This is a genomic window from Thalassotalea sp. HSM 43 (assembly GCF_004752005.1).
GTDB lineage: Bacteria > Pseudomonadota > Gammaproteobacteria > Enterobacterales > Alteromonadaceae > Thalassotalea_A.
This window is the reverse complement of sequence record NZ_CP038493.1, coordinates 3,016,480-3,037,589: the sequence shown is the minus strand read 5'-3', so window position 1 is coordinate 3,037,589 and position 21,110 is coordinate 3,016,480. Positions and strand designations below refer to the sequence as shown.

Genomic DNA, 21,110 nt, shown 5'->3' with positions numbered 1-21,110 from the left:
GAAACAAATGTTTCGACTCAATGAATTCTGTTGCTGTTTCTCTTACGAAAAACATTTTTGACATAAATTGTCGTTTGCATGAGAACTCATCAAGTAAAGTCTTAAAAAGACTTAATGGTAAAACCATCTTATCTTGTGAGTGCTCACACAAATTGCATGATAACTAATTGTTAAAGAATTAAGCATTAGACGCATTCGCTAGTGCTTGTTGCTTCTGGGCTTGCCCGAAGCAGGATGTGCATTTTACCCATCCCAGATTTGTTGTCAACCGATTAATTTAAAAAACTTCAAATTAATTTGTTGTCGTTTGTCATTGTTAATTCCTAACTCTGACAAACTGCAAATCTCACTTCTACCGGTGACTGGCCGTTGGCGCATTCCCCTGTGGAAGTGGAGGCGCATTTTAGGGATTTCTGAGCTGAGGTCAACACGTTTTTTAAGTTTTTTTGAAAAAACCGTTCAAGCGGTCAACAAATAGACAAAAGTGTTGTTTTACCGCGCCAAAATGTAACTTTATGTAACCCTGCACAACCCTCACGTACAAAAATTGAACGTAGGTGGCTAGCCAGACCAGTTAATGATCTTTATAATGGCAGCTATAACTAAGGAGTTATTCTATATATAAAGTTAAAAAACACTATATAGATACTACGGAAGGCATTACACGTTTTATATTGAAGGATTCATATGACCAGTGCTTTAATAAATATATCTGCGCTTTTAGCGCTAACTATAAGTGTCACAGCGTTTGCTCAAGATGTGACGGTCTATCGCTGGGTAGATGAAAATGGTGTGGTCCACTATGGGCAACACGAACCTATCAAAGAAGATTATGAAGAAGTAAAGGTGGCAACATCCTACTCGCCGGTTAAATCACCAATGAAAGAAGTGAAGAAAGAAGGCGATGAGCAAACACCTGACTTAGCGCAAGCATCAAGCATTAATTGCAAAAATGCCCAAGCAAACCTACGTACATTAACCGAATTCGATAAAGTTGAGATGACCGATGCTGATGGTCGCTCCCGATTGCTTACCGATAAAGAACGATTAGATCGAATCGCATTAAGCGAAAAAGAAGTGGAGATTTACTGCCAGTAAATCTCCATCTTTGTTATAACGACAATTGTTAACTTAGCCCTATTCGATGGTCAGATTGCCCGCTTCATCCACATCGAGCACAATGCTGCTTTCCGGTACGAACTTACCCGTTAATATTTCCTGAGCTAATGGGTTTTCAATCTGATGTTGAATCGCTCGTTTTAACGGTCTCGCACCAAACACCGGATCAAACCCAGCTTCGGCTACCTTAGCAATAACCTTTTCGCTAATTTGTAAATCGAGTTGTTTGTCTTGCAAACGTTTCGCCAATTGACGAATTTGAATCTTAGCGATTTGCTGTATTTGCTCGGCATTAAGTGGGTGAAATACCACTGACTCATCGATACGGTTAATAAATTCCGGTTTAAAATGTTGCGCGACCACCGCCATAACCGTCTGGCGCAGCTGCTCGTAGTGTGCTTCGCTCGCCATTTCCTGAATAATATCGGAGCCCATGTTCGAGGTCATAATAATTACCGTGTTTCGAAAATCAACGGTGCGTCCTTGACCATCGGTTAAACGACCATCGTCTAACACCTGCAATAATATGTTGAAGACATCCGGATGTGCCTTTTCAATTTCATCCAACAGTATCACCGAATAAGGTTTACGACGCACGGCCTCAGTAATATAACCGCCTTCTTCATAACCAACATAGCCTGGAGGCGCACCGATTAATCTGGCAACCGAGTGTTTCTCCATAAACTCTGACATATCAACACGAATTAACGCATCTTCACTATCAAACAAAAAGTTCGCCAACGCTTTGGTTAGCTCTGTTTTGCCCACCCCTGTCGGACCCAAAAACATAAAAGAGCCGATCGGTTGATTAGGGTCAGCAAGTCCAGCGCGAGAACGACGGATTGCATTAGAGACAGCTTGCAAAGCTTCTTGTTGACCAATAACCCGTTTTTGCAGGTCTTGCTCCATATGCAATAACTTGTCGCGCTCTCCTTCAAGCATCTTAGCGACAGGGATCCCGGTGGCCTTGGATAAAACTTCGGCTATTTCTATATCGGTTACACGATTCTTGAGCAAAGTAAGTTCGCTTTGTTCGGTATCGACCGCGCCTTGCAGTTGCCTTTCCAATTCGGGGATTCGACCGTACTGCAACTCCGACATACGGTTTAGATCGCCAGAGCGTTGTGCCATTTCCAAATCAAGACGTGCTTGTTCTAAATCGGCTTTAATGGTTTGCGCACCATAAAGAGAGGCTTTTTCATTTTTCCAAACTTGTTCGAGTTGATCATAATTGCTTTGCAAACTGGCGATTTCGTCTTCCATCAGTTGTAAGCGCTTTTTAGATGCGGCATCGGTTTCCTTTTCGACCGCTTTTTGCTCAAGCTTGAGTTGGATAAGACGGCGCTCCAATCGATCAAGATCTTCTGGTTTGGAGTCCATTTGCATGCGAATACTCGATGCGGCTTCATCAATGAGATCGATGGCTTTGTCCGGCAACTGACGATCACTGATGTAGCGATGCGATAAACTGGCCGCCGACACTATCGCCGGATCGGTAATATCCACACTATGGTGTAATTCATAACGCTCTTTTAGGCCACGCAATATCGCTATGGTATCTTCTACGCTTGGCTCTTCTACCAAGACCTTTTGAAAACGTCGTTCTAACGCTGCGTCTTTTTCAACATATTGACGATATTCATCTAACGTTGTTGCGCCAACACAATGCAATTCACCACGGGCTAACGCTGGTTTTAACATATTACCCGCATCCATGGCACCATCGGCTTTACCGGCGCCGACCATGGTATGTAGCTCATCGATAAATAAGATGATTTGACCTTCTTCTTTGGCCAGCTCATTAAGCACCGCTTTTAAGCGCTCTTCAAATTCGCCACGAAACTTTGCGCCGGCAATCAACGCGCCCATGTCTAACGATAAGACATGTTTGTTTTTCAAACCTTCCGGCACTTCGCCATTGACAATGCGTTGTGCCAATCCTTCAACGATGGCGGTTTTACCAACACCTGGCTGACCAATTAACACGGGGTTGTTTTTGGTGCGGCGTTGCAACACTTGCACGGTACGACGAATTTCTTCATCACGACCAATGACCGGATCTAATTTGCCTTGTTCGGCACGCTCGGTGAGATTAACGGTATATTTTTCCAGCGCCTGTCTGGTATCTTCAGCATTCGGATCATTAACGGCTTGACCACCACGGGCTTGCTCAATTGCCGCTTTGATTTGCGCTGGCTTAATATTAACTTGCTTGAGGTAGCTGCCTAAAGGGCCTTTATCTTCTATAGCCGCTAATAAAAAGATTTCCGATGAAATGTATTTATCACCCTGCTTTTGCGCTAATTTATCGCACAGATTTAATAATGAGGCGAGTTGGTTAGAAACCTGAATTTCACCGCCGACACCATCGACCTGCACCAATTGCGCTAACATGTCATTCAATTTGCCACGTAACGCACTGACATCAACACCAGATTGTTTGAGAATAGGCAAGATGCTGCTGCCGCTTTGATTTAACAGCGCCAACATTAAATGTGCAGGTTCAATAAATTGATGATCTTTACCTAACGCTAAACTTTGTGCGTCAGCTAAAGCCTGTTGAAATTTTTGGGTAAGCTTATCTATTCGCATAAATTACTCCTAACAATAACCATAATTTTGCTAAGGTCTTGTTACTTAGATAAGAATTAAAACGAATGATTTCAAGGGGTGGTGGCTAATTTTATTTTTTCGCTTGCTTAACGCATGGCGATAAAGCTGGCCATTCGTCCAGTTTGCTGGTCTCTTCGATAAGAAAAATATTTGTCCGCAAGGGTGTATGTACAATCACTATTGCGGCTAATTTGACTAACACCAAGACGATTTAATTGCTGCTCGGCGATGGCATGCAAGTCAGCTAAATATTTGTTGTCAGACGTTGCGCTGAAACACGCCGTAAAGTCGGCGGACTGTGTTGCAAATATGCTCAATACTTCGGCGCCAACTTCAAAACAACGAGGTCCAATACATGGCCCTAGCCAAGCATAGATCTCATCGTTATCACAGCTAAAGCAAGCCAAAGTATTGGCAATAATGTTAGCAGACAAAGGACGCCAACCACCATGAATTGCCGCAATTTCAGTGCCTTGTTTGTTAATCAATAAAATTGGCAAACAATCGGCGGTCATTATTGCCAATGCGATATCGGCTTTGTTAGTAAAGGCGGCGTCAGCGGTTAATGGTTCTATTGATACGGTGTCAACACGAGCGACATCGGCAGCATGAACTTGGTTTAACCACTGTATTTGTTTACCTGGCAGTAATGGCGCAATCGTTTGCCGATTTTCGGCAACGCAGTTTGCATCATCACCGACATGATAGGCCAAATTTAAACTCGCAAACGGTGCCGTTGAACAACCACCATCACGTTGCGTGGTGAAGGCATAACTTAATGACTTTCCCTGCCAATCAAGGTTAATTGCCGCCAAAAAACACTCCTAATACTCTTCCTGATGATGCAATTGGGCATCAAGCTTTAACGCATCACATACCGAAATCATGTCATCCGGTACAGGCGCATGCCAAGTCATTAACTCGCCATTAATCGGGTGATATAGAGATAACATGGTTGCATGCAACGCTTGGCGTTTAAAGCCACGTAACAAATCAAGTAAGTCTTGTGATGCGCCTTTTGGTGGACGCGGTCGACCACCATACACAGGATCACCAACCAATGGATGAGCAATATGTGACATATGCACACGAATTTGATGGGTACGCCCTGTTTCCAAGCGCAAACGCAGTCGAGTGTGGTTGCGATACTTTTCCATCACTCGATAATGCGTTACCGATGGACGACCTGACATGGTCACTGCCATATGAGTTCGTTTTGTCGGGTGACGGCCAATCGGTTCATCAACCAATCCACCGGCAGTCATAACGCCATTAGCGATTGCTTCATATTCACGAGTAATTTCTCGAGCCTGCAATGCATCAACCAAGGCTGTCTGAGCAGCAATGGTTTTCGCGACAACCATTAAACCGGTCGTGTCTTTATCTAATCGATGAACAATACCAGCACGAGGCAATAACTCTAATTTAGAGCAGTGATGCAGCAATGCATTTAACACCGTACCATCAGGGTTACCGGCGCCTGGATGCACCACCAAACCTGCTGGTTTGTTGATTACTAGGATATCGTCATCTTCATAAACAATATTTAATTCAATATTTTGTGCTTCATAATGAACTTCAGCTTCAATTTGTGCACTAAGATGTATAGATTCACCGCCCAACATTTTTTCGCGGGCTTTGGTGATTACGTCGCCATTTACCTTAACGTTTCCAGCCAGTACCCATTCTTTTAGTCGTGAACGAGAGTACTCCGGAAATAGCACTGCTAAGGTTTGATCAAGGCGTTTACCCAAACAAGAATCAGGCACAATTTGTTGATGTTCTATAATTTCTGTCATTAATGTCTCTTTAAGTTTGTGAAAATCACAAAAGCTAGGTTAGAATGCCAACATTAGAAAATTAAAGCTATTTTACCCGTATCGGGCATCGCTTTCATAATTATTTTTAAGGTTTTAATCCCAATTACTATGAACAAGTTTACATTAAAAATTGCTGCCTTAGCGCTGTTTCTAGGATTAGCCGGTTGTTCTTCTTCACCTGACGATGTTGAAAAGGTGCCAGATAAATCAGCTCAAGCTTTGTATCAAGACGCTCGTAGCGCCTTAGATAACGGCCTTTACCAAAAAGCCATTCCGATTTTATCGGCTATCGATTCACGTTACCCATTTGGCGCAATTTCGCATCAAGTACAACTGGATCTTCTCTATGCGTATTACAAATCAGGTGATTCTGCCCAAGGTACCGCCTTAGCAGAACGCTTTTTACGCTTAAACCCAAATCACAAAAACGTTGATTACGTCCACTATATTCGTGGTTTAATTAACCAGTCGTTGGAAGAAAACCTATTTCAGGAAATGGCGGGCATTGACCGTTCTGACCGTGATCCACAACACGCACGTGCAGCATTCAATGATTTTAGAACCATTTTAACTCAATATCCTGAAAGTAAATACGCCAAAGATGCACATCAGCGCATGTTAGCGATCAAAAGTCGTTTGGCTGACTATGAGTTATCCGCTGCAAGATTTTTTATGAAGCGTAAAGCTTACGCCGCGGCAGCAAACCGAGGTCGTTATATCGTTGAGTATTTTGGCCCTGGCCCACAAGTAGAATTTGCTCTAGAGATCATGATTGAAGCATACGGTAAACTTGGCCTTACTGACTTACAAACCAACGCACGCCAGGTAATGACATTGAATTACCCTAACAATCCAAATGTAAAAGGCTTGTAAGCCTTGCTCTGAGATTTGAATATTGACACAAAAAGCCCGCATTAAGCGGGCTTTTTTATGCTGATTGATTTAAGCAATTGCCTAACAGATCTGACAAAGACATATGATTAAGACATATGATTAAGACATATGATTAAGACATCTGCCTAGGACATCTGATATGTAACGTGCTTATTTTTTATATTCGATGGTGTTGTTGGCATTTATCTCATCAAACCAAAGGTTATGATGCTGTTTCGCCCAATTCTCATCAACATAGCCTGTGGTCATTGCCGACAATGTGCCGGGTGCGAGTACGGTTGCCATAAAAATATGCACTACCGCAAAGGCTGCAATAACCAATGCCGAACTGGCATGAACGATGAGCGCTAACACACTGAGTGTTCTACTGACATCCAATTGTGCTGGAAACATTAATACAATCCCCGAAGCAACCAACAACACACCCGCTAATGCCAAACACCAGAACCATATTTTTTCGCCCGCGTTTACAAAGCCTGAATCTGGATGCTTGCCTTTCATTGGCCCAAAGTTAATATAACCACCGCCGGCCTTAAACCAGCTGATATCGTACAGTTTTGGCCATTGGTCTTTTAACCAACTAACGCAAATTAATAGCCAACCAATAACAAAAGGGTAAACCAAAACATCGTGAGATGCCTTGGCGTAATATATCATCGAATCCCAGGTGCTATTGCCGACATTCGGTTCAATATAGTAACGACCCGCTAATAACGTCATGCCCGAAAAGATCAATAAAATACAGGGTAAGGCACACAGCCAATGAATAAAGACATCATACGTTGACCAACGTTTTAGCGATTTGCCACTCATGCCCCCTTGCACTTTCGCAGCGCCATTGATAACCGAAAATAAGGTAAATACAACGATCATGCCAAAAAACGCGACAATAAAACCCGGCGCCAGCATATCACTGCGCAAATTAATTAATCGCAAATCATATGGATTAATCGCTTGTGGATGAAACACACTTTGCGACACCGTGAAGCCTGTGGTCGTGCTGCCCAACGCCGACCAATCCTGTACTTCTGTTACCCCAGTGCTTTCTAATACCGCACGTATTTCAGGGGAAATTGGCGGGTAGTTGCTCTCTGATGCCGTTGCAGTTTGCCCTGACTGTCCTTGGCTAGAGGTTTGCTCTGCCGCCAATAACACATAGTTTTCAGGCTGCTGTTGATTATTTTGTGCGTAACAGATATTGCCAAAAAGTGAGAGAATACATAACGTCTGTATCAACATCTTGCTGACAATGTTGCCTATGTTGTTCATACATCCTCCAATGTGGTGCAATGTGGTTAACCCACATTTTTAGCATTTCGAAAATTTACTCGTTGCTCAAATATGTCGCCTATGATCTTCGCGTCGCCAGCTAATAATGCTTTGGTTGCGCAAAATTCAGCACATAATGGCAATTTACCTTCGGCGATACGATTGGCGCCGTATTTCTCTTTCTCGGCCTGACTGTGATCTTCTTCTGGGCCGCCTGCGCAAAATGTGCATTTATCCATTTTACCGCGGTTGCCAAAATCACCATCTTGTTCAAACTGAGGAGCACCGTAAGGGCAAGCATACAAGCAATAGCCACAACCAATGCAGCCATCTTTGTCGTGTAAGACGATACCGTCATCCGTTTTGTAGATGACTTTAACCGGGCAGACTTGCATGCACGGCGCATCATCACAATGCATACAGGAAATACTAATCGACGCTTCACCGGGACCGCCTTCGTTGAGTGTGACCACTCGCCGACGTTGAATGCCCCATTGCAAGGCCGTATCGTTTTCATTTTTGCACGCCGTGACGCAACCGTTACATTCAATGCAACGTTCGGTATCACATAAGAATTTCATTTTCGCCATGTTACATAGCCTCTGATTTACCTGCTGTTACGCTTTTTCTATTTGGCATAACGAGCATTTGGTTTCTTGCATTTGAGTTACCGGATCATAACCATAGGTTAATGCCGTGTTGGCTGACTCACCGAGCACATAAGGAGCAGTACCATCAGGATATTTATCAATAAGATTTTCACCGCTCATGAAGCCGGCAAAGTGAAATGGCATCCACGCTAAGCCTTCTCGTACGCGAGGTGTGACCATGGCTTTGATTTTAATACGGCCACCTTCGGCCCCTTCTAACCAGACATCATCCCAATTATTTATATTGCGAGCGGCAGCATCTGTTGGGTGAATTTCAACAAACATCTCTTGTTGTAGCTCCGCTAACCAAGCATTGGTTCGAGTCTCTTCGCCGCCCCCTTCGTATTCAACCAAGCGACCAGAGCTGAGCTGAAGAGGGTATTTATCGGTAAAGTCCTGCTCTTGAATGGAGCGATACAAGGTCGGTAAGCGATGTACGCGCATATCTTCATAGGTTGGATATTTCGCCACCAAATCGCGACGCGGAGCATAAAGAGGTTCGCGATGAATCGGCACAGGATCAGGAAATGTCCAGACCTTACAGCGTGCTTTCGCATTACCATAAGGTGAGCAGCCATGCTCGAGGGCGACACGTATGATGCCGCCGGACAGATCGGTTTTCCAATTACGACCTTCGGCCTGCTGTTGTTCCTGTTCGGTTAAATCATCCCACCAACCCAATTGTTTGAGCATATCCGCACTAAACTCGGGGTAGCCATCCTTAATCTCTGACCCTTTTGAATAAGTGCCATCGGCTAACAAACTCTTGCCTTGATACTCAACGCCAAACCTAGCTCTGAAATTTGAACCGCCGTCTTTAACATGTAAATTGGTGTTATAAAGAATGGTTGAGCCTGGGTGGCCAATGTCTGGCGTGCCCCAACATGGCCAAGGTAAGCCGTAGACCTCACCTTTTGCTTCACCGCTGCTGGCGACTAAATCGTCATAACTGAACTCACCCCAATGCATGGTATGGTATTTTAACCGTTCAGGACTTTGCCCCGACATGCCAATGGTCCACATACCTTTATTGAATTCTCGGGTTATGTCTTCAATTAGAATGCCGGTATCGGTCTTGGCAATGTTTTTGGTGAACTGTTTGTCAAAACCCAAGTGTTTTGATAATAAATACATGATTTCAGTATCGGGTTTCGATTCAAAAATCGGTTCAATGACTTTTTCACGCCATTGAATACTGCGACTGGTATTGGTCACACTACCGTATGATTCATAGCAGGTACAGGCCGGTAATATATAGACCCCGTCTTTACGATTGTGTAATACCGAGGCCATGGTTGGATACGGGTCTACGACCACAATGGTTTCCAGCTTATCGAGTGCCTCTCTGACTTCATTTTGACGGGTTTCGGTATTAACTGACTGCCCCCAAAAGAACGCCAATCGAATGTTATCGGCTTGAGCGATGTTTTTCTTTTCTTCAAGCACACCGTCGTGCCATCGAGAACAAGGGATCCCTGGGCTGGTCATAGGTTGGCGACCTAGATATTCGCCTTGATTAAAGTTACCTTTTACCCACTCATAGTCTAGCCCCCATACGCGACTCCAATGCTGCCACGATCCGGTTGTTAAACCGTAATAACCAGGTAACGTATCAAATAACACGCCCAAATCTGTGGCGCCTTGCACGTTGTCGTGACCACGCAAAATATTGGCTCCACCGCCGCTGACACCTAAATTTCCTAATGCCAATTGCAAGATACAATACACTCGAGTATTGGAATTACCGATATGATGCTGCGTGCCGCCCATACACCAAGTGATGCCACCAGGGCGGTTTTCAGAAATGGTCTTAGCCGCCTCAAATAGCGTTTTTTTATCAACGCCGGTTATATCACTGACCGTATCAGGATCGTAATTTTTCACCTCTTCGCGTATATCTTCCATCGCGAATACACGGGTTTTAATAAATTCATCGTCTTGCCAGTTGTTATCAAAAATATGCCAAAGTAATCCATAAATAAATGGGATATCCGTACCGGGTCTTAATGGGCAATAAAGGTCTGCATGCACGGCGGTGCGGGTAAAACGCGGATCGGCGACGACGATTTTAGCGCCCCTTTCTTTGGCAATTAAAATATGTTTCATCGCGATAGGATGTGCTTCAGCCGGGTTTGAACCGATAAGCAAAATCGATTTAGCGTTATGCATATCATTTAAAGAATTGGTTTGCGCACCATAGCCCCAGGTATTAGCGACACCGGCAACGGTGGTTGAATGACAAATTCGAGCCGAATGATCGACATTATTGGTCCCCCACATTGCCGCTAGTTTGCGATAAAGGTAGGCACTTTCGTTAGAGAATTTGGCGCTGCCCATAAAGTAAATCGAGTCTGGTCCGGATTGCTTGCGAATCGACTTCATTTTGTCGGTCACTTCCGACAAAGCCTGCTCCCATGATAATTTCTGCCATTTGCCATCGATTAATTTTAGAGGGTATCTGACTCGACGCTTGCCTTGACCATGCTCTCGTTCAGCGGCGCCTTTGGCGCAGTGACTGCCTTTTGATATTGGGTGATCAAACGCAGGTTCTTGTCCGGTCCATACGCCATTTTGTACTTCGGCGTAAATACCGCACCCCACCGCGCAAGCACTACAAATGCTGCGTTTCACTTGTGTAGGAACATCGTGACTTACATATTCGCTCGCTTGGCTTTTGCGCATCATTGACGGTGCAAACGCAGCAGCGGTCGCCACACCCGTTGCGGTGATACCGGCTGACTTGAGAAATTGACGTCTACCCATACCCTCATCATGGTTTTGCGGGTCAACCTTGGGCGCTACCTTTCTGGTTAATTTCATCGGTGACACTCCGAATTAGTGGTCTTGTAACGACCGATAGAATTGTCGTATATGTTCCGTTTCGTGGTATCCGCTTTGAGGCGTGTTGTTATTTTTAGGCTGGGGGTCGACAACGGTTGCCGATAATTTTGGTGCGACCACGCTGGTGGCACCGGCGATACCCAAGAGTTTAAGTAAACTGCGACGTTGGGCACGTTCTGACTTTTTCATACGACCTTCTTAACCTTTACTGTTATGACTTGCATGACAAGCCTACAAATTAAGAAACCTGTAAAATACCGCCATAATCGTCACTGTATTGGCGTTAGAGGTTTAGTTTATCGACACCTGTATCCTCAGGTGATCCAACAAGGTTTGCTCTTGTTGCAAAAACACAGACGCCAGCTCACCAACACTGGCATAAAATGGACTTAAACGATTTTCGCTCAGCTTGTTACACAGCGGCTCAAACCATGGTGCGATATGTTGTTCAAAGAAGACAATCTGCTGATGCTCTGCTTTGTCCTGTATAAGTATAGCCATGACTTCACAAAGCGCTGAAATATGATCTTCGGGTTCTTTTACCTGTTCTTCACGACTAATACCAAGTTGTTGTAAATCAGCCCGTAGCCTCAATAAGGTATTCGACATCAGTTTGTTTTCACGATACCAACTGCCATAAGGGTTGATCTCCCCTTGTGATAAGCCAATAAACAACTCGAAGAAATGATGTTGCAGTTGCTCTATGTCGGCCATATTGGCTTGCTGCTTCAATCGAGCAAAACAGTTTAATAAAGCAGTATTGCGCGCTTGCTGTGTTTCTATGTGCAAGTTACCGAGCAATTGCAGCATGTCTGTTTGTGGCTCATTGCGCATTAAGGCTGCAAGCAATTGATACACATCGATTCGAAACTGGCGATCATTAAGGTATATGGTTGAGTTATCAGGCATGGTATTTATCTTAATTGTTTGTTCGGGTCATCAATGACATCTTTAACCATGTCCCTGACACGGCAGTCACCGCACATTTTCAAACGTTGCGATTGCCCTTTAAAGGCATCATGTTCAGACAACATGGTTAACATGCGCTTGACCATAGACTCGGTAGCAAACGGTTTGCCACAACTAATACAATGAAATGCAGGCTCTTGCTGCAATAATTGCGCTTGCCTGCGTTGCTGATGCTGCAAATTAATTTGCCCCTGTAAGTTAATCACTTTTTCAGGACAGGATTGCTGGCATAAACCACACTGCACACAGTTTTGCTCAACAATGCTTAATGATGGTGTGTCATTACCGGCAACCAATGCGGAAGTTGGACAGGCAGATACGCAGGCCATACACAAGGTACAATCGTTATCGACGGTGATGGTGCCAAAACTGCTGTGTTTTACCTCAATGACGCGCTCTAATTGCAAGGTTTGATGATTGATGTGATCCAGTGCTGCAAAAAACAATTGGCGTTTATTATCCGCGCCAAAATCAGCGATAGCTAATGCATTAATGACCTCGTCTTGATAGACGTATGCTGCCAAGTTGGCAATATTGTTATCATTGCATAGAGCGTTCGAGTCGATAACTTCTATACAGTTGTTTAATGACAGATTTAGCAAAAGCTCGTTTACCAAGTTGACCTGCCGTTGCAGAGCCTCGGTTACCGAAACCATTTCGGCTTCGCTATTGACGATCAGCACACGCGCCGCGCCCCAGGCTATGGCAGCGAGACAATGCTCAGCCCCAACGACACCAATCTCTTCAACCGCAATTGGCAAAATATGGCTTGGTAATTGTTTTGTCAGCGTTGCCGATTGATGTTGCTGGGCATGAAACAACAACACAGGTTTGATCTTCGTGTGTTGTATGTAGTCAGCAACGACATTCTGGATATAGGTTTGCAATGGCATAGGAGGTGGCAAGTCATATTCTATCGCTGAGGTGGGACACACACTTGCACAACTGCCACTGCCATGACATAGGTATGGGTCAATTTCGATACGAAAATCAACGCTACTGATTGCCTCCGCTGGACACACCTCAAGGCAACGTTGACAGCCTATCAAGTCGTTATTGGAGTGAGCGCACAGTTGTGGGTTTATTTTGGCATAACGTGGCTTTTCAAAATCACCGATAAAATCCGGTAGATCCTGAACCACTTGCTGCAATGTCGACTGTTGTGCTCCGACATAAAAATAACCCGCAGGCAATAGATCTTGTTGCAAAATAGGTTGCCGACTTAAGTCAATGATCAAATCAAAATGCGGTTGCCTAATGGCCACACGAGCAAGCTCGATATCCTGTTGCTGTTGATTTACGCTGACTTGAAACTGACCTAGAAACCCTTTGACGCTATTGAGTTTGCCGTAATAGACCTGACAGTGTTGGCTAACGTCCATGGCCTGTTGCAAGTGCGCTTGATCTTGATTGGTGATGGCCTCGGTAGCTAAAATGGTAACCTTGTATTGATTACTCAACAATGCGCTTGCCAAACGCGCACTATCTTCAGGACCAATCAGTAAAATATATCCTTGGGTTTGGTAAGATACGGTCGCAGGGATTAAATTTTGATAAGGCTGATGCCGTTGATACACATTTTCTCTTATTTTTTGAAAATCCAATGTCATCTCTACTCCAAGCATGACCTATGTAAATAAACCCCAAGTCCGCTTTAGTTGTAAGCTATTGAAATCTAAGTATAGACAGCTTATGGCAATTCTCTATGGCAATATATTTCTGACAATTCTTTAAGGCAGAGCAATCATTCGCTTAACTTTGTTCGTTGTTATCACTGGGTTTGCCAACATTGGTTAATTTAGATTCATGCGCAGAATTCGCTGTAGCCTCTGACTGTGATTCTGGCGTATCGATATTTGCCAAATGCTGATCTTTTGAGTCATCACCGAGTTGAGCATCGCTTAGCGCCTGGTGCTGCTGTTGTTCTTGCTTTAGCTCTTGTTGTTGCTTTTGGCTTGGCTCAGGCTCTTCTTCGACCACATAACGATAGATTTGATCCAATAGCTTTTGCTTTTCATTGGACGACAACAGTGGCTGATTTGAAAAGTCTTGGTCGCACTGCTCTAAGCCATCAAGTTGCTGAAATTGCGGTTGTTGCCAAAGTACTTTTAACGCATCAGCTTGTTGTTTAGGATCTATATCACCTCCCATAAAACAGGCAAAACTGCCGCCTTGTTTGATCGATTTAGGATCGGGTAAGGGTGCTTGCGCAGACGGTTGTTCAGCAAGCGGTTTATGCTCACTATCAACGTCTTTATCAATGTCTGTATCTATCTCTGTATCAACGTCAAGCGGCGAGTCAGCAAAGCTCGCTTGACCTGCGTTTGCAGCTGGGTTGCTGTTTTGCTTGTCGCTTAGATTGCTGTTTTGACGATTGTTTTCACTAGGTTGGTCAATGTGTTGTTTTTTTTGCAGCCAACGTCGCCAGCGCTGTCGCATCGACGTCATCGTCGTCTCCTAACACTGCCATTGCTTTGTTCTTTTTTGCGATTAACGTGTTTGCGTCGATGGGCGCAAATTTCAACTTCACCATGCAAGGTAATAAAGGCTTCAATCCAACATGCTATGGCATCAGGCATATCTAACGATAGTACCGGCGTATCGGACTCAAGGCAGGCGGTCGCGATACTCTGCTCTGCGGTCACAGACATTGGCAACCATTGGCCATCCGCTAATTCATCACAAACGATAAACAATTTCGGTTGGTCGAGATCTAAGTTAAGACGATAACTGGCACGCTCATCTTGAAACAACTCAAGGAAAACTAATTTTGCGCCCTCAGGTTTGGCCTTATCGGCACTGATAAAGGCGTCGAGTTGCCAATGAATATTGGGCCAACCTTGAAAAGTCGAGGTTTGCTTTTGCAATGATACATACAACGGCCAAACGTTATTGGTTCTTTGCATTCTATGCCCTTTTTTTAATCCAACAGTGTCGCTGAATCATATGCCTTAGATGTGAGTAGGTTGTTCTGATTATAGTAAATCAGCGATAAACATGATGTTGACTTTATGCCCCTGTTTTACGCTTTCGGTTTCAGGTGGTAATACGATGATGCAATTAGCCTGAACCATGGAGGTTAATATGCCAGACCCTTGAGGCCCGGTTAATGCAACATGCAACTGCCCATCATCACTGAGGCTATAACAGCCTCGTAAATATTCATGACGTCCCAAACGACTGCGCATCGAGCTACTCGCGGTAGCCGCAAACAAAGGCTGTTGCCAGTTTTGCTCGCCAGCCATCTTACGGATCGCAGGCTGTACAAACACCATAAAACAAATCATCGCCGCGACGGGGTTACCCGGTAAACCAAAAAATAATGCGTCATGCAATTTACCGAACGCTAACGGCCGGCCTGGGCGCATCTGCACTCGCCAGAAATCAACATTGCCAACGGCATTAATACTGTCTTTAACAAAGTCGGCATCACCAACGGATACGCCACCGGAGCTGATAATGATATCGGCTTGTTGGCTGGCTTTGACAAGGGTGTCTTGCAGACTCTGTTGGTTATCTTCGATGATACCAAAGTCGATAATGTTACAATTCAATTGTTGCGCTAACGCCATTACGGAATAGCGATTTGCATCATAGATACCGGCCTTTTGCAATTGCTGACCCGGTTGCGATACTTCATTACCGGTAGAAAACAGCGCAATGGTTGGTGCCGATGTTACCTTTAAATTAGCGAAACCCAATGATGCTAACAACCCCAAACGGGCAGCATTTAAACGCTCACCTTCGGCAACCGCCAGCTCACCTTTGGCAATATCTTCGCCATACTGGCGGATATTTTGACCAAGTTTTCCCATGTCGCTGAATGAGACTTGGGCGCTATCTGAGGTGATATCCTCTGTCGCTAGCTCTTTGGCAATAACGCTATTGGCGCCTTCTGGCAGCGGTGCGCCAGTCATAATGCGCACGGCTTGGCCTGGCTGCAATAGGTCTGAAAAAAGCTGGCCTGCAAACACCTCACCAACAATGTCATAGACACTTAATTGTTGGCTATTTTTACTCTGGTGCAATGTTGGCGCATGAATGGCGTATCCATCCATCGCTGAATTAGTATGTTGTGGCACATTGATGGTTGAATAGATATTTTCCGCTAAGACATAACCTAAGCATCGCTCTAACGCTAACGTTTCAATGTTTTGCAATCGCTTGGTTTGTGCTTCTATCGCTGTTACCGCTTGTTCTACCGATAAAGTACCCGCTGGTAATGCACCACAACTGCTTTTTTCTGCGGCAGTTGATGTCAGCTTGGTATGGGACAGAATAAAGCGGCCGATCTGTTCAATATCATCAAGGGATAACTGAGTTATATGGGTTGCTAGTTGATTGCTATCTAAAACGCTTTGCTGACAACTCGCAATAGCGACCACATTGCCATCATTAGGATATATCAAAGGGGCGCCTACCGATTGCCGGTGCAATTCGATTTTATCAAATGCGACGTGTTTAAAACCTTCCACCAAAATCAAATCGACGCTATCGCAGTCAATTCGAGCAAGCAGGCTTGGCAAATCAGGTGATTGCGTCTGCAGGTTTTCATACATATGGGCATAACGTACCTCAGAGGCAATTAACAATTGCTGAGCACCAGCTTGGCGCAACAAAAAACTGTCTTTACCCGGCTTATCAACATCAAAATTATGATGAGCATGTTTGATCACCGCCACGCGAATGCCCTGTGTTTTCAACCAAGGTATCAGTGTTGTAAGTAAGGTTGTTTTTCCTGTTCCACTGTACGCACAAATACCCAGTACTGGTACCGCCATTGTATGAATCAACTCACGGCTCATGTTTTACTCTTTAATATTTTATTGTTGTCTAGATTAGAGACTTGATCGGCACTAACGTCTCGCGGTTTTGCACAAATCGTTAATTGTTTATTCGCGAGCAGCCAATGTTGTTTACACAAGGCGGTTAAACTGTTGCTTTGATGGCTTACAATCATCAGCCCCGTCCCTTGTTGCTGCAATTGCTCGACCATGGCCAATACCAATTGTTGCGATACCAAGTCCATATTTGCTGTTGGTTCATCGAGCATTAACAAGGCCGGTTGCACTAAATAGACACGCGCTAATGCCAATCGTTGTTTCTCACCACCAGAGAGTTCAGCAGCATCTGCGGCAAGTAAATGACCTAATTGCGCCATCTCAATTGCCATTGCTAATCGCGCTTTTGCCGACGCTGAAAACCGCCAAAGTAATGGCGTTGCCATTTTTAAATTAGCCAGCACAGTACCACTATAAACGTAGGGTGACTGATGCAAATACGTAGCCTTGCCAATCAGTTTTTGACGACCTGTAAAACGCGTATTGCCTGCTGCTCGATGCTGTAGATTGCCAAATTCTGGTTTAAGTAAACCTGCTAACACTTTCATCAAACTGGTTTTACCGGCACCATTAGCGCCTTGCAGTAAAATGCTATCGCCTTGTCTAAAACTAAGCGCTTTAATATTAAAAATAATCTGTTGTTTAAAGCTGACAATAAGATTTTGACCATCAATGCGTGCCACATTGTCCTCATGTGGTGGGCTTGGTTCAATAGGAACGGTAGGCGATTCAGTCATATCAATAACTCCTCACCAAGGCTTTACCGCGCAAAGATGCTAGCGACAAGTTCAGCAATAGGCTTAAAATCAATAACACCATGCCTAAGGCTATGGCTTGTGCAAACTCGCCCTTACTGGTTTCAAGAGCGATAGCGGTTGGGATATTCCGTGTCGCGTTAAGAATGTTGCCACCGACCATCATAGAGCACCCGACTTCGGTGATGATTCGACTGAATGCGGTGATAACTGTTAGCAGTAATGGCACTTTTAGCTCTCGACAGCATAGCAACATGGTCGACAGGACATTACGCCCTAACGTGCGAGAGGTTTCCCATACGCGTTTGTCAATGTGGGTAAATGCGGCTTGTGATAGAGAAATTAAAATGGGGATGCAAATTAACATTTGCCCTATGATCATCGCTTTTTGTGTAAACAGCCAATGCAAATCTCCAAATGGGCCTTGTCGAGTTAATAAAATATAGACCAACAAACCAATAACCACGGTTGGTATTGATTGCATAGTGTGAATCAAAGACGTAATTAACCAGCGCCCTTTAAAGCGACTAAACGCCAAAATAAAACCCGCGATAACCGATGGAATAAGGGTTAATAATAATGCCATCAAAGACACACTGAACGAGACAAAGATAATTGACCACAGGGTTTTATCGAACGATAACAATAACGTAAACGCTTGGGTAAATAATGTCAGCCAACCTTCATTCATTCGCTGTAATTTGCCTTAAATAACTGCTGACCTTTAACCGTATAGTTATTGATTAACTGCTGGCCAGTTTCACCAATTAGCCAATCGCTAAGACGCTTGGCGCCTTGGTGGTTTAATTCGGGGTACTTTTGTTGATTAAGGAGAATGATTTGGTACGGGTTGGCAAGGCTTATCCCGCCTTGATAAATAATCGACAAGCTCAATTTATCGCGATAGGTGATAAAGGTACCACGATCACTCAGGGCATAAGCCTGCATTGAGTCAGCCATCATTAAGGTTTTGCCCATCCCTTGACCAACGGCTTTATAGTTTTCAAATTGATTTGAGACACCGGAGCGTTGCCATATTTGTAACTCTTTTTGCTCTGTTCCAGAGTCATCACCTCGAGAAATAAACAAGGCATTTTGCTTGGCAATCCATTGAAAAGCCTGCTCAGGGCTGGCGACATTAGCAATACCCGCAGGATCATCATCGGGGCCGACAATAATAAAGTCATTCTCCATGAAGCGCCGAGCCGAGATGCCATACCCTTGGGCGAGAAATTGCTTTTCGGCTTCTGGCGCATGGGTCATTACCACATCAACATCACCAGCGCGCGCCAAACGCAAGGCATTACCGGAGCCGGTGGCGATGACATGAACCTTGTAACCACTTTGCTGTTCAAAAATAGGCAATATATACGACAATAAACCGGAGTTTTCAGTACTGGTGGTGGTGGCCATTTTTATAATTTGTTGCGCCATCGCAGGCATTGTAAGCAACCAACCAAGCCATACAAATGCTAAAACTTTAGCCAAAGCCACGCCCCTTTTCTGTTATTTTCCAACCACCTAATGATGATTCTGGGTAAGAAGTTAATGGCTTAAGTATGATAGGCAGCGATTAAATTGCAAAAACCATGACGTTTTTCTGTGGCGTAACAAGATAACCAAGGTGAAAGGGATGCAAAGATGCTACAAGTTGTGCAAACAGCAGCGGTTAACGCACCTAGCCAATAACTGAATAACGAGTCTGGCGATGTGTTTTTGATGTGACTAAATATGGCTGAGGTTTAATATGGCTGAGGTTAGCTATGAACGACAATATTACACGCCTTTGAGGCGCCATCCACCATGATAGACATTAAAGCCTTTGCCCGAGACAAAACCGATCAAGGTGATATTAAAACGTTGAGCCACGGATATCGCCAGAGATGATGGTGCACCAACAGCGACAATCACCGGGAAACTCGCCATAAGGGCTTTTTGCACCAATTCAAAACTGATGCGCCCGCTTAAAACCACCACACGTTTACTTGATTGTTGGGTGGCGGGCAGATACAAGGACGCGCCAATCAATTTATCCATGGCGTTATGGCGGCCGACATCTTCTTTTAGCAATACCAATTCGCCATCTTCACTAAATAAGCCAACAGCATGAACCCCGCCTGTTTTTTGAAACTGCACTTGTTGTTTGCGCATGCTATCGCTTAATGCCAATACGGTATTAATATCAAGCCACGCCGGATCGGCATCTAATTTAGGTGGGCTTTTCAGTTCCAATGATTGCAATGAGGTTTTGCCACAGATACCGCAACTTGATTGCATGGTTAGGTGGCGTTGATATTGTCCCCAATCCGGTACGATACCAGCGGCGAGTTCAACATCAATTTGGTTGGCGCTTTGCTGTTCGCCATTATCTTGGTGTGTGGCACTGACGATATGCTCGGCGCGGCTGATAATCCCTTCACTGTTTAACAAGCCTATTGCCAATTGCGGGTCATTACCTGGGGTGCGCATGGTAATGGTAAATTCCTTTTCTTGGCTTTCATTGTCACTATCTTGCCAAATTAGGTTTATTTGCAAAGGTTCTTCGACGCTGACAATGTCTCTATTGGCGGTTTTGCTGGCATGTTGCTCGCCGATACTAATGCGGAACTTATTGACTTCACTGACACCGTTATGGGTATCGACCACGAAATCAGGCTCGGTTGGGGGGGCAATATCCTCAGCTGAGTGTTTGTTATTCATTGTCTTACTCCAAAACCAATATCAACGCCTTAATCATAGCCAACAGAAGCCATAAGCAGATGTTCTACCATTCTGATATTAATACAAAAATTACTAAAAGACAGGTTCGGTAAAGGAAATTAGCCTATTGCATGGCAAGATTTATTGTTGGCGATCAAAAAAGGACCCTGAGTGGATCCTTTTTTTAAATGATAAAACATCACAGATATTCTATATTGCCGCTTCGTCTTCTTCGCCAGTACGAATACGGATAACACGTTCAACTTCCGTGATAAAAATTTTACCGTCGCCAATCTTACCCGTTTGTGCGGTTTCAACGATGGTGTTGACACAACGTTCAACGTCAGCATCGCTAACCACAATTTCCAATTTCACCTTAGGTAAAAAATCGACCATATACTCGGCACCACGATACAACTCAGTGTGGCCCTTTTGACGACCAAATCCTTTCACTTCTGAGACGGTCATACCGGTAATATTAACCTCTGCCAACGCCTCACGAACATCATCCATTTTAAATGGTTTGATTATCGCTTCGATTTTTTTCATTGCCATACACCTATTCGTTGTTAATAACGTTGTTTTTATCTGAGTGAGTAAGTTAATTTTACCCGCAAAAGGCAAACTAGCGCCAGTTAT

Annotated in this window: 19 protein-coding genes; 2 read left to right on the top strand and 17 right to left on the bottom strand. The window is 44.3% G+C overall.

The window, feature by feature from the left end; translation table 11 throughout:
* The first annotated feature begins 687 nt into the window (after positions 1 to 687).
* Entirely contained in the window at positions 688 to 1,098 is a 411-nt protein-coding gene (locus E2K93_RS13205) for a DUF4124 domain-containing protein (protein ID WP_135439549.1), read from the top strand.
* Positions 1,099 to 1,137: 39 nt separating this feature from the next.
* On the opposite strand, the gene clpB is transcribed toward E2K93_RS13205, so the two are convergent.
* From clpB to rluD, 3 genes are all read right to left on the bottom strand, one after another.
* Positions 1,138 to 3,711, bottom strand: a complete 2,574-nt coding sequence (gene clpB / locus E2K93_RS13200; RefSeq protein WP_135439546.1) for an ATP-dependent chaperone ClpB — start codon at positions 3,709 to 3,711, stop codon at positions 1,138 to 1,140.
* 107 nt (positions 3,712 to 3,818) lie between these two features.
* Positions 3,819 to 4,547, bottom strand: coding sequence for a peptidoglycan editing factor PgeF (gene pgeF, locus E2K93_RS13195; protein ID WP_228445305.1), 729 nt, complete (start codon positions 4,545 to 4,547; stop codon positions 3,819 to 3,821).
* A gap of 9 nt (positions 4,548 to 4,556) precedes the next feature.
* Positions 4,557 to 5,531, bottom strand: a complete 975-nt coding sequence (gene rluD, locus E2K93_RS13190) for a 23S rRNA pseudouridine(1911/1915/1917) synthase RluD (protein WP_135439545.1) — start codon at positions 5,529 to 5,531, stop codon at positions 4,557 to 4,559.
* A 129-nt stretch (positions 5,532 to 5,660) separates the two neighbouring features.
* Between rluD and E2K93_RS13185 the strand changes: the two genes are divergently transcribed.
* Positions 5,661 to 6,425: an outer membrane protein assembly factor BamD gene (locus E2K93_RS13185; RefSeq protein ID WP_135439544.1), complete on the top strand. Its 765-nt coding sequence runs from the start codon at positions 5,661 to 5,663 to the stop codon at positions 6,423 to 6,425.
* 171 nt (positions 6,426 to 6,596) lie between these two features.
* Here E2K93_RS13185 and E2K93_RS13180 read toward each other — a convergent pair whose 3' ends face one another.
* The 14 genes from E2K93_RS13180 to glnB form a co-directional block, all read right to left on the bottom strand.
* The gene (locus E2K93_RS13180; RefSeq protein ID WP_135439543.1) at positions 6,597 to 7,715 is read right to left on the bottom strand and encodes a formate dehydrogenase subunit gamma; all 1,119 of its coding nucleotides are present in this window, start codon (positions 7,713 to 7,715) and stop codon (positions 6,597 to 6,599) included.
* Between the two features lie 26 nt (positions 7,716 to 7,741).
* Entirely contained in the window at positions 7,742 to 8,305 is a 564-nt protein-coding gene (gene fdh3B / locus E2K93_RS13175) for a formate dehydrogenase FDH3 subunit beta (protein ID WP_135439542.1), read from the bottom strand.
* A 27-nt stretch (positions 8,306 to 8,332) separates the two neighbouring features.
* A complete protein-coding gene (locus tag E2K93_RS13170; RefSeq protein WP_135439541.1) occupies positions 8,333 to 11,185 on the bottom strand; it encodes a formate dehydrogenase subunit alpha in 2,853 nt (950 codons plus the stop codon).
* Between the two features lie 15 nt (positions 11,186 to 11,200).
* Entirely contained in the window at positions 11,201 to 11,395 is a 195-nt protein-coding gene (locus E2K93_RS13165; protein ID WP_135439540.1) for a hypothetical protein, read from the bottom strand.
* A 102-nt stretch (positions 11,396 to 11,497) separates the two neighbouring features.
* On the bottom strand, positions 11,498 to 12,115 hold the full coding sequence (locus E2K93_RS13160) for a TorD/DmsD family molecular chaperone (RefSeq protein WP_135439539.1): 618 nt from the start codon (positions 12,113 to 12,115) through the stop codon (positions 11,498 to 11,500).
* 5 nt (positions 12,116 to 12,120) lie between these two features.
* Positions 12,121 to 13,785 carry a 4Fe-4S binding protein gene (locus E2K93_RS13155; RefSeq protein ID WP_189637775.1) on the bottom strand — a complete coding sequence of 555 codons (1,665 nt, stop codon included), beginning with the start codon at positions 13,783 to 13,785 and terminating at the stop codon, positions 12,121 to 12,123.
* 142 nt (positions 13,786 to 13,927) lie between these two features.
* The gene (locus E2K93_RS13150) at positions 13,928 to 14,623 is read right to left on the bottom strand and encodes a DUF3306 domain-containing protein (RefSeq protein WP_135439537.1); all 696 of its coding nucleotides are present in this window, start codon (positions 14,621 to 14,623) and stop codon (positions 13,928 to 13,930) included.
* A complete protein-coding gene (locus tag E2K93_RS13145; RefSeq protein WP_135439536.1) occupies positions 14,620 to 15,081 on the bottom strand; it encodes a DUF3305 domain-containing protein in 462 nt (153 codons plus the stop codon). Before E2K93_RS13145 ends, E2K93_RS13150 begins: the two co-directional genes overlap by 4 nt.
* A gap of 69 nt (positions 15,082 to 15,150) precedes the next feature.
* Positions 15,151 to 16,980 (bottom strand): bifunctional molybdopterin-guanine dinucleotide biosynthesis adaptor protein MobB/molybdopterin molybdotransferase MoeA, encoded by a 1,830-nt coding sequence (locus tag E2K93_RS13140; protein ID WP_135439535.1) that lies wholly within the window; start codon positions 16,978 to 16,980, stop codon positions 15,151 to 15,153.
* Positions 16,977 to 17,753 (bottom strand): energy-coupling factor ABC transporter ATP-binding protein, encoded by a 777-nt coding sequence (locus E2K93_RS13135; RefSeq protein ID WP_135439534.1) that lies wholly within the window; start codon positions 17,751 to 17,753, stop codon positions 16,977 to 16,979. Before E2K93_RS13135 ends, E2K93_RS13140 begins: the two co-directional genes overlap by 4 nt.
* Before the next feature lies 1 nt (position 17,754).
* Positions 17,755 to 18,462, bottom strand: a complete 708-nt coding sequence (locus tag E2K93_RS13130) for an ABC transporter permease (protein WP_135439533.1) — start codon at positions 18,460 to 18,462, stop codon at positions 17,755 to 17,757.
* Positions 18,459 to 19,214: a substrate-binding domain-containing protein gene (locus tag E2K93_RS13125; protein WP_135440504.1), complete on the bottom strand. Its 756-nt coding sequence runs from the start codon at positions 19,212 to 19,214 to the stop codon at positions 18,459 to 18,461. Before E2K93_RS13125 ends, E2K93_RS13130 begins: the two co-directional genes overlap by 4 nt.
* A 333-nt stretch (positions 19,215 to 19,547) precedes the next feature.
* Complete coding sequence (gene fdhD, locus E2K93_RS13120) at positions 19,548 to 20,471, bottom strand: formate dehydrogenase accessory sulfurtransferase FdhD (RefSeq protein WP_135439532.1); 924 nt, start codon at positions 20,469 to 20,471, stop codon at positions 19,548 to 19,550.
* A gap of 210 nt (positions 20,472 to 20,681) precedes the next feature.
* Positions 20,682 to 21,020, bottom strand: coding sequence for a nitrogen regulatory protein P-II (gene glnB, locus E2K93_RS13115; RefSeq protein ID WP_135439531.1), 339 nt, complete (start codon positions 21,018 to 21,020; stop codon positions 20,682 to 20,684).
* Positions 21,021 to 21,110 lie beyond the last annotated feature (90 nt).

What these genes read in the sequence shown, in the direction of transcription:
- glnB (WP_135439531.1), bottom strand. Translation starts at nt 21,020, where the DNA reads ATGAAAAAAATCGAAGCGATAATCAAACCATTTAAAATGGATGATGTT.
- E2K93_RS13160 (WP_135439539.1), bottom strand. Translation starts at nt 12,115, where the DNA reads ATGCCTGATAACTCAACCATATACCTTAATGATCGCCAGTTTCGAATC.
- E2K93_RS13140 (WP_135439535.1), bottom strand. Translation starts at nt 16,980, where the DNA reads ATGAGCCGTGAGTTGATTCATACAATGGCGGTACCAGTACTGGGTATT.
- E2K93_RS13165 (WP_135439540.1), bottom strand. Translation starts at nt 11,395, where the DNA reads ATGAAAAAGTCAGAACGTGCCCAACGTCGCAGTTTACTTAAACTCTTG.
- clpB (WP_135439546.1), bottom strand. Translation starts at nt 3,711, where the DNA reads ATGCGAATAGATAAGCTTACCCAAAAATTTCAACAGGCTTTAGCTGAC.
- E2K93_RS13145 (WP_135439536.1), bottom strand. Translation starts at nt 15,081, where the DNA reads ATGCAAAGAACCAATAACGTTTGGCCGTTGTATGTATCATTGCAAAAG.
- E2K93_RS13130 (WP_135439533.1), bottom strand. Translation starts at nt 18,462, where the DNA reads ATGAATGAAGGTTGGCTGACATTATTTACCCAAGCGTTTACGTTATTG.
- E2K93_RS13185 (WP_135439544.1), top strand. Translation starts at nt 5,661, where the DNA reads ATGAACAAGTTTACATTAAAAATTGCTGCCTTAGCGCTGTTTCTAGGA.
- E2K93_RS13150 (WP_135439537.1), bottom strand. Translation starts at nt 14,623, where the DNA reads ATGACGTCGATGCGACAGCGCTGGCGACGTTGGCTGCAAAAAAAACAA.
- E2K93_RS13155 (WP_189637775.1), bottom strand. Translation starts at nt 13,785, where the DNA reads ATGACATTGGATTTTCAAAAAATAAGAGAAAATGTGTATCAACGGCAT.
- E2K93_RS13180 (WP_135439543.1), bottom strand. Translation starts at nt 7,715, where the DNA reads ATGAACAACATAGGCAACATTGTCAGCAAGATGTTGATACAGACGTTA.
- fdh3B (WP_135439542.1), bottom strand. Translation starts at nt 8,305, where the DNA reads ATGGCGAAAATGAAATTCTTATGTGATACCGAACGTTGCATTGAATGT.
- E2K93_RS13125 (WP_135440504.1), bottom strand. Translation starts at nt 19,214, where the DNA reads ATGCCTGCGATGGCGCAACAAATTATAAAAATGGCCACCACCACCAGT.
- rluD (WP_135439545.1), bottom strand. Translation starts at nt 5,531, where the DNA reads ATGACAGAAATTATAGAACATCAACAAATTGTGCCTGATTCTTGTTTG.
- fdhD (WP_135439532.1), bottom strand. Translation starts at nt 20,471, where the DNA reads ATGAATAACAAACACTCAGCTGAGGATATTGCCCCCCCAACCGAGCCT.
- E2K93_RS13170 (WP_135439541.1), bottom strand. Translation starts at nt 11,185, where the DNA reads ATGAAATTAACCAGAAAGGTAGCGCCCAAGGTTGACCCGCAAAACCAT.
- E2K93_RS13135 (WP_135439534.1), bottom strand. Translation starts at nt 17,753, where the DNA reads ATGACTGAATCGCCTACCGTTCCTATTGAACCAAGCCCACCACATGAG.
- E2K93_RS13205 (WP_135439549.1), top strand. Translation starts at nt 688, where the DNA reads ATGACCAGTGCTTTAATAAATATATCTGCGCTTTTAGCGCTAACTATA.